Annotated in this window: 10 protein-coding genes; all 10 read left to right on the top strand. The window is 39.9% G+C overall.

Going from position 1 to position 14006, the window contains the following annotated elements; translation table 11 throughout:
- Positions 1-180 precede the first annotated feature (180 nt).
- The 10 genes from FNLLGLLA_RS03610 (at position 181) to rny (ending at position 13788) form a co-directional block, all read left to right on the top strand.
- Positions 181-1482 (top strand): replication-associated recombination protein A, encoded by a 1302-nt coding sequence (locus tag FNLLGLLA_RS03610; protein WP_004698739.1) that lies wholly within the window; start codon positions 181-183, stop codon positions 1480-1482.
- An 82-nt stretch (positions 1483-1564) separates the two neighbouring features.
- Positions 1565-4309: an FtsK/SpoIIIE family DNA translocase gene (locus tag FNLLGLLA_RS03615; RefSeq protein WP_120055405.1), complete on the top strand. Its 2745-nt coding sequence runs from the start codon at positions 1565-1567 to the stop codon at positions 4307-4309.
- Between the two features lie 48 nt (positions 4310-4357).
- The gene (locus FNLLGLLA_RS03620; protein WP_004698676.1) at positions 4358-4810 is read left to right on the top strand and encodes a helix-turn-helix domain-containing protein; all 453 of its coding nucleotides are present in this window, start codon (positions 4358-4360) and stop codon (positions 4808-4810) included.
- 39 nt (positions 4811-4849) lie between these two features.
- Entirely contained in the window at positions 4850-6796 is a 1947-nt protein-coding gene (locus FNLLGLLA_RS03625; protein WP_156697630.1) for a YgiQ family radical SAM protein, read from the top strand.
- Positions 6797-6852: 56 nt separating this feature from the next.
- Positions 6853-7890, top strand: coding sequence for an ABC transporter substrate-binding protein (locus FNLLGLLA_RS03630; protein WP_008601367.1), 1038 nt, complete (start codon positions 6853-6855; stop codon positions 7888-7890).
- Positions 7891-7945: 55 nt separating this feature from the next.
- Positions 7946-9292, top strand: a complete 1347-nt coding sequence (gene rimO, locus FNLLGLLA_RS03635; RefSeq protein ID WP_021148332.1) for a 30S ribosomal protein S12 methylthiotransferase RimO — start codon at positions 7946-7948, stop codon at positions 9290-9292.
- A gap of 37 nt (positions 9293-9329) precedes the next feature.
- The gene (locus FNLLGLLA_RS03640) at positions 9330-10577 is read left to right on the top strand and encodes a competence/damage-inducible protein A (protein WP_156697629.1); all 1248 of its coding nucleotides are present in this window, start codon (positions 9330-9332) and stop codon (positions 10575-10577) included.
- Between the two features lie 4 nt (positions 10578-10581).
- A complete protein-coding gene (gene recA, locus FNLLGLLA_RS03645) occupies positions 10582-11622 on the top strand; it encodes a recombinase RecA (RefSeq protein WP_004696404.1) in 1041 nt (346 codons plus the stop codon).
- Positions 11623-11624: 2 nt separating this feature from the next.
- The gene (locus tag FNLLGLLA_RS03650; protein ID WP_004698613.1) at positions 11625-12068 is read left to right on the top strand and encodes a regulatory protein RecX; all 444 of its coding nucleotides are present in this window, start codon (positions 11625-11627) and stop codon (positions 12066-12068) included.
- A gap of 214 nt (positions 12069-12282) precedes the next feature.
- A complete protein-coding gene (gene rny, locus FNLLGLLA_RS03655; RefSeq protein WP_038125528.1) occupies positions 12283-13788 on the top strand; it encodes a ribonuclease Y in 1506 nt (501 codons plus the stop codon).
- Positions 13789-14006 lie beyond the last annotated feature (218 nt).

The following is a 14006-nucleotide window of genomic DNA, read 5'->3' on the forward strand; positions in this document are numbered from 1 at the left end:
TTTAAAATCTTAAGAGTCCTAAATGTCATAAACGTCATAAATGTCTTGCCAATATTATCAGTGTTACCGAGTTACTGATGTTATTAGGCTTTTATGACGGGGAAGTAATTGTTTTTTTGATTGAATAGTTATAGATATGAAAATACGACAGTTAAACTGAGTGAGAATTGAGGTGATAGAATGGATAGTTTGTTTGATATGACACCTACAAATACATACGAGCCGCTTCCTGTACGAATGCGTCCTACTAAACTAGATCATTTATATGGTCAAGAGAAGGCCGTAGGTAAGGGGACTTTCTTGAGAGCTATGGTAGAGAAGGATACAATACCATCTATGCTTTTTTATGGGCCTTGTGGAACGGGTAAGACTACATTAGCCGGAATCATAGCTAAGGTGAGCAATAGTTATTTTGTAAATCTGAATGCTACTAACGCTGGTATTGGTGAGTTGCGTACTATCATTGAAGACGCGCGAAAACGGGTTCGTTCTTTACAGCAACGAACAATTCTATTCCTCGATGAAATCCATCGCTTTAATAAAAGCCAACAAGATGTGTTGTTACCCTGTGTAGAGGATGGTACTATCATTCTTATTGGCGCTACTACAGAGAATCCGTTCTTTGAAGTTAATAGACCACTTTTATCTCGTTTGCGTCTTATTACATTAGAAGCACTTACACCAAAGGCTATCGGTCAAATTTTACGTCGCGCCATTACCGATGAAGAGGTAGGCCTTGGCAAACGCCATCTACAGGTAACCGATGAAGTTCTGGAGGATGTGGGGATTTTCGTCAATGGCGATGGGCGTATGGCTCTCAATATTCTTGAACAAGCAGCAGCTATGGTTCCTGATGAGGGGATGATTACTATTGAAGTTCTCGAAAAGGTCGTAGGTCGTCGCATATATACATACGATAAAAAAGGTGATAGTCATTACGATACAATTTCAGCTTTTATTAAAAGTATGCGTGGCTCCGATGTGCAGGCAACAGTACATTATTTAGCGCGTATGATTGAAGCCGGAGAGGATCCTAACTTCATTGCTCGTCGTATTGTTATTTGTGCAGCAGAGGATGTAGGTCTTGCGGATCCACAAGCTCTCATACTCGCAAATGCAGCAGCTCAAGCGGCTCATATGGTAGGTTTTCCGGAGGCGCGCATTATATTATCTGAGGCTGCGTGCTATGTTGCTCTCGCACCTAAAAGTAATTCTGCTTATGTAGCTATTGATGCCGCGATATCTGATGTGCGACATAAGGATTGTGGACAAGTACCGGATCATTTGAAAGATAGTCACTATAGCGGGGCTAGTAAATTAGGCCATGGGAAAGCTTATAAGTATGCTCATAATTATCCTAATGGATTTGTAAAACAGCAGTATTTACCAACGCCTCTAGTCGATGCAACCTACTATAAGGGCATAAAGAGAGGGACTGAGGAACAGTTACTTCACGACTGGGAGAAACGTTGTAAAAATTAACTTAATATTACGATATATGCTATAATATAATGATAAGTTAATTTACTGTAATGTTATATAAGTAAGGGGTTTGTATAGATTTATGGCAGAAGAAAATACTTCCACCAAAAGACGCAACACACGCCGTAAGCGAACAAGTACAAAACAGCAATCAAAGTCGCAAAGCTTTTCTTTGCGCAGCGAAGTGAAAGGCCTTATTGTCATTGCCTTTGCTGTGATTTCCTTTCTGGGCTTTTTTGGCTTTGAACTCGGCCTTGTAGGACAGATTTTAACAGGTATATTCCGTTATGGCTTTGGCCTAGGTGGTATTATTCCTTGTTTATGCGTTTTCTGGTTAGGTTGGAGATTATTATATAAGGATACATTTATTTCCATTACAAAACGAGGGGTTGTAATGACCTTGTTTTTCCTATTTTTGTTAGCTCTTGTTCCCTTGTGGCGAGTTCCTGAGGGGCAGGAACTCATAACTACGCAACTAGCTAATCAAGGTGGTTTCGTAGGTGGCGCAATTGCTACATTCCTTCGTACACTATTAGGTAACCTAGGGGCTATTATTCTTGATGTATTCTTACTCATAGCTTTTGGATTACTGGTGACACGTTTGTCTTTGCGTAGTGGATTACAAAAGGCTGCGGACAAAACACAGGTTGGCCTTGATGTTGCAAAAGAGGTAGCTGCTGAGAAGGTTGCTGTTGCAAAAGAAGTGTTTGAAGATTGGAATGAACAACGTAAAGAAGCGGCAGAACAGCGTAAAGCTTATAACAGGGAAAAAGATACACGCTTTGCTGATGCAGCAGATCAAGCATTAGATGCACTAGAAAAACAAGGTATTGCTACTGGTAGAGACCTCTTTGACTCTACCACAGCTATAGATGTTGATCCTATTGAAGATACAGTTACTACTATGGAGTCACAAAAAACTCCTACATCTTGGAAGGAATTGGCTGAGATAGAAGCACGTAATCGTGCGGCTGAGCAATTGGCTAATATATCTGAAGCATCTGGTGATGCGAAGTCTTATGAAGCTGATGATTTTGAACAATTCTCTGATACACATAGAACTACGAGTGATGATTATGTATATGTTCCAGATGAGGACTATGCATATACACCAGATGAAGAGTATTCAGATGAGGTTGGAATTGTAGAAAATTCTGATGATAAAGAACCAGAATTCTCTTATCAAAATACAACAATAGAGCCATTGGAAACGAATCACGGTGCTATTGCCTCCGCTGTGCCAGGAACGGGTGCAGCTGCAAGTTCTGTAAGTGCTGGAGCTGGTATGGCAGGTATGGGGTTACAAGTACCGTCCATTATTAGTACTACAGAAGATACGGCGCAAGTAGCTGTATCTAAAGATGGACAGATTCATCGGTCCTATGATAGACCTTACCATTTCCCAAGCCTAGATATTTTGGCGAAAGGGAAGGGGAGTCAAAATAATGGTGAAGAAGTAGCACAAAATGCGATGATGCTTGAACATGTATTGAGTGACTTTGGTATTACTGCAAAGGTTGTTAATGCTACACAAGGGCCAACTGTTACACGTTATGAAATTGAACCTGCACCAGGCGTGAAAGTGAGTCGTATCGTTAATTTAACAGACGATATTGCCCTCAATTTGGCAGCGCAACATATTCGTATGGAGGCTCCGATTCCAGGGAAATCTGCCATCGGTATTGAGGTCCCTAATAAAACGACAGAAGCCGTTCATTTACGCGATGTACTTGATTGCAGTGACTTTAAAGATGCTCGTGGAGGTATTCCTGTCGGTCTTGGTAAGGATATTGCAGGTAAGCCTGTTATTACGGATCTTGCGAAGATGCCTCACTTGCTCGTAGCTGGTACAACTGGCTCTGGTAAATCCGTATGTGTAAATACATTAATTTCTAGTATTCTCTTTAGCCGCAAACCGGAAGAGGTTAAGTTATTATTAATCGACCCTAAGATGGTTGAATTGTCTATTTACAATGGGATCCCGCACTTGATGGCTCCAGTTGTAACGGATATGAAAAAAGCAGCAGCTGTATTGCGTTGGGCCGTTCGTGAAATGGAGGCTCGTTATAAGGCGTTTGCTGCATCTGGTAAACGCGATATCAAGAGCTACAATGAAGCGCATCCTAAGGCTGCTATGCCGCTAATCGTGTTGATTATCGACGAGTTAGCTGACCTTATGATGACGGCTCCTGATGATATTGAAGAATCTATTAGTCGTTTAGCACAAATGGCTCGTGCCGCAGGTATTCACATGGTTCTTGCGACACAACGGCCATCTGTTAACGTTATTACCGGTTCTATTAAGGCTAATGTACCAAGCCGTATTTCCTTTGCTGTAGGCTCTCAAATTGACTCCCGTACCATTCTTGATATGGCAGGAGCAGAGAAACTATTGGGTAAAGGGGATATGTTATTTGCTCCGATTGGTGCTAATAAACCTATTCGTGTACAAGGGGCCTTCATTTCTGATGATGAGGTAGAAAAACTTGTAGAGTTTGTGAAAGCTCAACGAGAACCAGAATATGATAATACGGTAACTCAAGAAGTGGAAAAGGAAGCTGAAAAAGAATCTTATGATGCTAATGATGTTTACCGCGATGAATTATTAGAGCGAGCTGTCAATCTCGTTATGGAATCTGGTCAAGCTTCCGTATCGATGTTGCAACGTCGTTTCCGTATAGGTTACACCCGTGCGGCACGTCTTGTAGATACAATGGAAGACCTTAAAATCGTTGGCCCTAGCATGGGCAGTAAGGCTCGAGAAATTTTAATGAGCCCTGAACAAGCTAAGGCTAGATATTTCTCTAATTCCAATGATGAGCAATAATTAGCTAATTACTATATGAATATTACGTAGATTTAGAAAGGAACGAAAATGGCTGAATTAGGCGAAGAATTACGACGTGAACGGGTAAGACGTAATCTAACCTTTAAAGATGTGGAGCAAGTGCTGCACATTAAAACAACCTATTTAGAGGCTATCGAAGATGGTAACTATGATATCATTCCTGGTCAAGTCTACGTAAAAGGTTTTATTCGAAATTATGGTAACTACTTAGATCTTGATGGGGATCGCTTGGTGAAAGTATATCAGGGCCAAGTAGGAGACATAGATACCTTTTCTTTACGTTCTGTTACAAGACGGAAGGCTCAAGCAACTCCTAATTTGGTACAAAGTGAGTTTGTTGAATATCAAACATCTAAAAAGCGTATGTCCTTAGAAACGCGTCAACGAAAACGTCAACGCTCTATTGTACAAGAACGCATTATTTTAGGGATTATTTTAGTTTGTATGGCATTATTTTTACTATGGTTATTCCTGTTCTAGTATCTGATTAGGCATGATAGAAAGGCATTTACACAATCAATGGATAGATTTTTAGTAACAGAACCTTCGGATATGAAGGAACGTGGTTGGGCTGAATTAGATTTCGTTCTCATCAGTGGGGACGCTTATGTGGACCATCCATCCTTTGCGCCTGCAGTTATCGGTAGATACTTGGAATCCAAAGGTTATCGTGTAGGCATTATAGATCAACCAGATTGGAATGATGTAGAGGCTTTCAAAAAACTAGGTAAACCACGTCTAGCATCCCTTGTTACGGCAGGGAATTTAGATTCAATGCTTAATAAATTTACGGCAGCAAAGAAAGTTCGCCGTCAAGATGATTATTCTCCAGATGGTGAGTCAGGTCATCGTCCAGATCGTGCTACCTTGGTATATGCTAACCGTATGAAGGAGGCTTACAGTGATGTACCTCTTATCATTGGTGGTATAGAAGCGTCTTTGCGTCGCTTTGGTCATTATGACTATTGGTCAGATACGGTGCGTCGATCCATCTTAGTAGATTCTAAGGCCGATGTACTCGTCTATGGCATGGGAGAACTTCAAATCGTTGAACTAGCTGATGCCTTAGATCAGGGTCGATTTAAAGAGTCTTTGCCATCTATACGTGGCATTTGCTACATGGCAAAGGAAATTCCAACCATTGACTATGTAGAGTGCCCATCGTATGAAGCTATTAAGGCGGATAAGATGGATTTTGCCGATGCATTCCGCATTCAATACGATGAACAAGATCCGTTCTATGGACGTATTGTAGTCCAAAAGCATGGTGATAGATATCTCATTCAGAACACGCCTGCCTTGCCATTGACACAGGAGGAAATGGACGGTGTCTATAACTTGCCATATACTCGAAAGTGGCATCCTAAATACGATGATAAGGGTGGTGTGCCAGCATTAAGCGAAGTTCAATTTAGCCTTGTGAGCCAACGAGGTTGCTTTGGCAGTTGTTCTTTCTGTGCTATTACTAATCACCAAGGGCGTATCATTCAGAATCGTAGTCATGAGTCTTTGATTGAAGAAGCTCACATGATGATCAAGATGGACAATTTTAAAGGGTATATTCATGATGTAGGGGGTCCTACGGCAAACTTCCGCCATCTAGCTTGCGATAAACAAGCTGTCTATGGTGCGTGTAAAGGTCGTACTTGTGCGGCTCCAGAGCCTTGTGAAAACTTGAATACAAATCATGATGACTATATTGCTTTACTGCGTAAATTACGTAAACTAAAAGGTGTAAAAAAGGTATTTGTTCGTTCTGGTTTGCGTTATGACTATGTACTAGCCGATAACAATAAAGATTTTGTGCGGGAACTTTGCGAGTTTCACGTAAGTGGGCAGCTAAAGGTAGCTCCAGAACATGTATCTAAACGGGTTACCAATATGATGGGGAAAGCTGGTAAAGAAGAATTCCTAACCTTTAAGTCTTGGTTTGAAGAGGCAAATAAAAAGCTTGGTAAGAAACAATACTTAGTGCCGTACTTTATGAGCTCTCATCCCGGTTGTGCCCTAGAGGATGCTATTGAATTAGCGGAATTTTTACGAGATCACCATATGTACCCAGAGCAAGTACAGGATTTTATTCCTACGCCGGGTAGCCTTTCTACTTGTATGTATTATACGGGCATTAATCCACTAGATGGAAAACCTGTTTATGTTGCTAAAAAGGGTAGAGATAAAGCAAAACAGCGCGCATTGATGCAGTTTAAAAATATTGAAAACTATGACCTTGTTAAAGAGGCTCTCATAGAAGCCAATCGACGTGATTTAATTGGCTTTGGCCCAGAATGTTTAATTCCACCCCGACCAATTGGTGGAAATTCTAAGCGTATTAGCCAATCTAGTAAATCTCGTAATGGCAAACGAGGTTGCGAATCTAGGAATCGATGCCAGACTGGAAAAAAACGTAGTAGAGATGTGACTAAAGTTCGTACATCTAATAAAAGTTTTGGTGGTCGTTACATGTAGGGAGTAGCTCTAGCTACTCTCATTTTAAGATACTTTATGTCTTATGGGAGGCATATATGAAACGATGGATTGCTCCGAGCATCTTAGCATTATTTGTGGTAGGAATGTTGATCTATGGCATAAACTTTTACCAACAAGAACAAATAGAACAGGCCAAAGAGCCTATTCGTGGTGAAATTATAGTCTATACGGACTTACCTAATACTTTGACAGCTATGCTTGCTGAGCGTTATGAAGAGGAACAAAAGGTAAAAGTCACTGTAATGCCTCTTACAGAGGAACAAATGTCGCAACGGTCGGCTTCTACAGTGGCTGATACTTCTGGTGATTTGGTGCTAACTTCTGAAGATAATCTCGTAATTGGTGCCAATGCAGGTAAATATATGCCCATCGTCAATGAACGTATTGACGAGGTACGTGATAATCTAAAGGATCCAAATGGCTATTGGGTTGGTATTTGGTATGATCCCATCGTATTTGTTCAGAATGATACCTTCCATAATGGCATTGGTAAATATATTACTACATGGGATACATTGGGAAAACAAGGTGATTGGTCTATCGTTATGACTGATTTTGTAGCATCTCAGAATGCGGCCAATTTGCTATATAATATGGTAGAGTATAAAGGGGAACCAGAGGCTCTTGAATACTTGTATAGTTTGAAGCCCCATGTGGTTCAACATGCTAAATTTTTGTCTACTCCAATACGACTAACTGCGCTAGGGGAGACAAATATTGGTATTGGTAACTTGTCTGATGCGGCGCAATATAGTCATCATGGGTATCCAATTAAGATCATTTATCCTAAAGATGGTACGTCTTATTATGTGACTGGTGCTGCCGTTTTAAAAAATTCAAAACATAAAGCAGATAGTGTAGAGTTTATTAATTGGTTACTATCTTCTAAAACGGCGAAATATATGGTAGAAAAGAATTTTACTTATATATTTACTAATCCTGAGATGGATGAGCCAAAAGATTCTATGGGGCATGATTTAGTATTATGGCCTGTGAATGGTGGTTATACTCTAGAAGGTAAAAAGTTACTATTAAATCATTGGGTTAGCCAAGTACGATTCCGTAAGGACTAAGTCAGTTGTATAAATCCAAGAAATAAATAAGAATCTAGTGACGAAAGGATATAGAATGGGGAAAAAATTAGGATATGTTAGCCTAGGTTGTGCTAAAAATTTAGTAGATACAGAGGTAATGTTAGGCTTATTGCGAGATAATGGCTATTCGATTACAGAAGACTTAAGCGAAGCAGATCTTATCGTTGTAAATACCTGTACTTTTATTGAAAAAGCTAAGGCTGAGTCTATAAATACTATACTTGAGGTTGCCCAATATAAGGAGGATGGTACTTGTAAGGGCCTCATCGTAGCAGGTTGTCTTAGCCAACAGTATCAGGATGAATTATTCCAAGAAATTCCTGAAATTGATGCATTAATCGGTACCGGTGCATGGGATCAAGTTATGGTAGCCGTTGATGCTATTGAGCACGGCAATCGCAGTTGTATCATGGAAAATATTACGAATATCTATGATGAGCGCATGCCTCGTATTCAAACAACACCTCGTTATAGTGCATATGTAAAAATTGCAGAAGGCTGTAATAACGGGTGTACATTCTGTATTATTCCTAAGGTACGTGGTGCATTCCGTAGTCGTACTATCGAGTCTATTAAGGCTGAAGTGGAACGATTGGCTGCGACAGGGGTTAAGGAAATTGTTCTTATCGCTCAGGACACAACAAGTTATGGTATTGACCTTAATGATGGAAAACCATTGTTGACGACATTGTTAAAGGAATTAACAACTGTAGAAGGTATAGAATGGATTCGCATGCTATACCTATATCCGACATTCTTCTCTGATGAATTGTTAGATATTATCGTTAATGAGCCAAAGCTTTGTAAATATGTAGATATTCCATTGCAACATGTTAATAACGATATTTTGAAACAAATGAATCGCCGAGACGATCGCAATGATATTGAGCGCTTGCTTAAGAAGATTAGAAATGCACCGACTCATATTACATTGCGCACCTCTATCATCGTTGGATTTCCTGGTGAAACAGATGAACAATTTGAGGAACTTTGTGACTTTGTAAAAGAAATCAAATTCGATAATATGGGCGTATTTACGTATTCTCAAGAGGATGGTACACCAGCTGGTGCTCGTGAAGACCAAATACCAGAAGAGGTCAAAGAAGAGCGTTATCACGTTCTTATGTCCATCCAAGCTGCTATCTCTGAAGAGAATAATCGCAATTTAGAAGGTACCATTGATTATGCGATGGTAGAGGAAATCGAAGAAGGCGAGAATAACACATTGCTTGCAAAAGGTCGATTGAAATCTCAAGCACCTGATGTAGATGGTAATATGTACATTGAAGACTGCGGTGAAGACATTCAACCTGGTGATATTCTTAAGGTACAAGTAGAGCAAGGCTTTGCTTATGATGTAGTAGCTACAGTTGTAGAATAATGCACAGTTCGATATATTCGATTGTGGAGGTGATCTGATGATTGTAGAACTTATTTCTACAGGTTCAGAATTATTGTTAGGTGATACAGTAAATACGAATGTATCATGGCTAGCACAAGAGTTGAATAAACTAGGATATACCATTGCCCATCAATCGGTGGTAGGTGATAATCCGAAACGAATGGCTGAAGTTTTTCAGCTCGCTAGTACAAGGGCTGATATTATTATTAGTACTGGTGGGCTAGGACCTACGCAGGGCGATATTACACGTAATGTACTTGCCGATTCAATTGGCAGACCTATTGTATTTAATCAAGAGGCCATGGATGAGCTTGAAAGATTCTTTAAAAGTGTAAACCGTACTATACCTGATGCGAGTCGGCGAGAAGCACAATTACCAAAAGGGGCAAAGGTATTATATAACCCTGTTGGAGTTGCTCCCGGTGTAGTCGTTGAAGATGGCGACACTACGTACATACTTTTACCTGGACCTCCTGGAGAAATGAAGGGCATGTTCCAAGAGAGCGTAGTTCCTTATTTAAATGGCCGATTTGGTTCTCAAGGTGTTGTTACATCCTATCGTTATGGCGTATATGATATTCGTGAAATTGATTTAGAAAGCACCTTGATGGATCTAATTAAGAAGCAATCTAATCCGACCATAGCTTTGCTCATTAAAAAAGGCTACATTGAGGTTCGTATCACTGCTAAGGCTGAAACATTAGAAGCGGCACAAGACCTGCTTAATCCTTGGGATGCAATCATACGAGAACGCTTAGGCTCTCGCATAGGGCGCAACTTAACAATTTCTATGGAGGAAACATTAGGTCGAACCTTGTTAGAGGAACATAGTACTATTAGTACTGCTGAATCATGTACATCAGGATTGGTTGGTAAATTACTGACTAATGTCAGTGGCAGTAGTGAGTACTATATGGGTGGTGTCATTTCGTATAGTAATGATGTGAAACATCGTGTTTTAGGTGTACCACAAGATATGTTAGATGCGTATGGCGCTGTTAGTGAACAAGTGGCTAAGGCTATGGCAGAGGGGGCACGAACTGTTGGCCAAACAACATATGCTGTTTCTACGACAGGCATAGCTGGTCCTGGAGGTGGTACTCGAGAAAAGCCTGTTGGTCTTGTATGGTTTGGTGTTACTGGTCCATATGGCACAGTGGCCCATAAAGCTAATTTAATTGGCAATCGAGAAGATATTAGACAAAGTGCGGCAGAACTAGCACTATACTATGTTTATACTTATATAACAGAAAAGGGGAAATAAAATAATGGCTGTAGATGGCAGACAAGCAGCGTTGGATAACGCGTTAAAACAAATTGAAAAAGATTTTGGTAAAGGTGCTATTATGCGTCTTGGTGAAGCGGCAGATCGCATGAATGTAGAGGTGATTTCCTCTGGTTCTCTTGCTATCGATATTGCTGTTGGTGTAGGTGGTTTCCCTCGTGGCCGTGTAATTGAAATCTACGGTCCAGAATCTTCTGGTAAAACAACAGTCGCTCTTCACGCTGTAGCAGAAGCTCAAAAACAAGGTGGTATTGCAGCATTTATTGATGCGGAACATGCGATGGATCCTGTATATGCTCGCAACTTGGGGGTAGACATCAATAATTTGTTGATTTCTCAACCAGATAATGGAGAACAAGCTCTAGAAATTACAGAAGCTCTTGTTCGCAGTGGTGCAGTAGATATCGTTGTAGTTGACTCCGTAGCGGCTTTGGTTCCTAAAGCGGAAATCGATGGTGAAATGGGTGACGCTCACGTAGGTTTACAAGCTCGTTTGATGAGTAAAGCTTTGCGCAAATTGACTGGTATCATCAGTAAATCCAAAACAGTTGTTATCTTCATCAACCAATTGCGTGAAAAAGTAGGTGTTATGTTCGGTAATCCTGAAACAACAACTGGTGGTCGTGCGTTGAAATTCTATTCTTCCGTGCGACTTGATGTTCGTAAAGGGGAATTAATTAAAGCAAATAACGAAAATGTTGGCGCTCGAACAAAAGTCAAAGTTGTCAAAAATAAGGTGGCACCTCCATTTAAGACAGCTGAATTTGATTTGATGTATGGCGAAGGTATCTCTAAAACTGGCACACTTATTGATATTGGTACAAATATGGAAATTATTAATAAATCTGGTGCTTGGTACTCCTATAATGGGGAACGTATGGGGCAAGGTAAGGAAGCGGCTAAACAATACTTGTTAGAGAATCCACAAATAGCTGATGAAATCGATCGCATTATTCGTGATACATTGGCTGTTGGCACTGAAGAAATCGATGTAATTGGTGAAGAAGTAACTGAAGAAGTATAATCATGAGTGACGAAACGATGCAAGCTGCTATGGATCAAGCGTATCGCTTCCTAGCTCAGCGCTTCCTTAGTTCTTATGAGCTGACGCAGAAAATGAGACGTAAACAATTCGAGGACCCTATCATTGAGAGGGTCCTTGAGCGCCTTAGAGATTATGATTACATTAATGATGAACGTTTATCTGAGCAGGTATTAGCCTATTTGATGAAAGAACAGAAATACGGTGCTTATATGATTAAGCAAAAAATGAAACTTCGAGGACTTGCGATTCCTCAAGAAATTTCTGCTTATGATGAGGTAAAAGCTGCTTATCGGGTGGTAGAAAAAAAATTTGGATCTATTCTCAATGAAGAGAAGACTCCTCGAGTAAAAGTTTTTAGTTTTCTCAAATACAGGGGGTTCTCAACAAGCACAATTCAAGTTGTATGCAATGATTTTTATGAATAAATTCTGCTTTTTGAGAGGCCTTGGTAGGCTTGTAAAATCTTGACAGAAAGGGCTTTGAAGTCTAAAATTAATAATAGCCTTATTTATTTATATGATGATATGGCTAATTGATAATTTAATGCATAAAGGGCATAAAAAGGAGCATGAAAGCTCAATTTTGAGAAATAAAAAGGAGGTGAAAGAAATTTTAGAGTATAGTCTAATTGCAGTGGTAATGGTACTGATTGGACTAGGGGTAGGCTATTTTTTAAGAAAAAATATTGCTGAAGGAAAACTGAATCAAGCTGAACAAGAGGCTGCTCGCATCATTGCAAATGGTGAACGCACAGCTGAGTCTAAAAAGAAAGAAGCTTTATTAGAAGCGAAAGAAGAAATTCATAAGCTCCGTTCTGATGTAGAACGAGAAAATAAAGATCGTCGTTCTGAACTTCAACGTATGGAACGTCGTATTCTTCAAAAAGAAGAATCTTTGGATAAAAAATTAGACAATATTGAGCACAAAGAGGAAGCTTTACATCGCAAAGAAGCTGACTTAGCCCAAAGCCGTGAAAAGGTAGAAGCTTTGTATGAAAAACAAATGGCAGAATTGGAACGTATTTCTGGCATGACGTTCGAAGAAGCAAAAAATATCTTGTTAACGAATGTGGAACAAGAAATCCGTCATGAAACGGCGATTATGGTTAAGGAAATGGAGCAGCAAGCTAAGGATGAAGCGGAGAAAAAAGCGAAAGAAATTATCTCCTCTGCTATCCAACGTTGTGCAGCTGACCATGTAGCGGAAACTACCGTATCCGTAGTGGCATTGCCTAATGATGAAATGAAGGGGCGCATTATCGGTCGTGAGGGCCGTAACATTCGTGCACTCGAAACATTAACAGGTATTGATTTAATTATCGATGACACACCAGAAGCAGTTATTCTTTCCGGCTTCGATCCAATTCGTCGTGAAGTGGCTCGTATTGCGCTGGAAAAATTGATTGTAGATGGTCGTATCCATCCAGCTCGTATTGAAGAAATGGTTGGTAAAGCTCGTAAAGAGGTGGACCAAACTATTAAAGAGGCTGGTGAACAAGCGACATTTGAAGCTGATGTTCATGGCTTACATCCTGAAATTGTTAAGATTTTAGGCCGTTTGAAATATCGTACTAGTTATGGTCAAAACGTATTGAAACATTCCATTGAAGTATCTCATTTAGCAGGTTTAATGGCAGCTGAACTAGGCTGTGATGTAACTTTGGCTAAACGAGGTGGTTTGATTCATGATATTGGTAAAGCATTAGACCGTGAACTTGAAGGTTCTCATGTTCAAATCGGTGTTGATGTGGCTCGTAAATATCGTGAAAGTGCAGCAGTAATTAACTGTATTGGTGCTCATCATGGTGATGAAGAGTTCCAAACTGTAGAAGCTGTATTAGTAGCTGCCGCTGATGCTATCTCCGCTGCCCGTCCAGGAGCACGTCGAGAAACATTAGAAAACTACTTAAAACGTTTATCTAAATTGGAAGAAATCGCTGAATCCTTCGAAGGCGTTGAAAAATGTTTTGCTATTCAAGCCGGTCGTGAGATTCGCGTTGTAGTAAAACCGGATAAGATTGATGAAGCTGAGTCTACATTACTTGTTCGGAATATCGTAAAACGCATCGAGTCAGAACTTGAATATCCAGGCCAAATTAAGGTCGTAATTATTCGTGAAACTCGCGTTGTGGATTACGCAAAATAATATGCTATAAGCGATAAGTATAGGCTGCAATGTTTTCATTGCAGCCTATTGTTATCAAAGTTTCGGTAATTACATATTGCTATATACGGCGTATAGGAATCATCATGTATATTGGGTTGTAGATGATGATTCCTATGATTCGTATCAAGCTTTTTTATATTTTTTTATAATTTAATTGATTAAAATGCTTTACAAATAGAGGATTTTTTATTTGTATA

The sequence above is a fragment of the Veillonella parvula genome, from assembly GCF_902810435.1.
Lineage (GTDB): Bacteria > Bacillota > Negativicutes > Veillonellales > Veillonellaceae > Veillonella.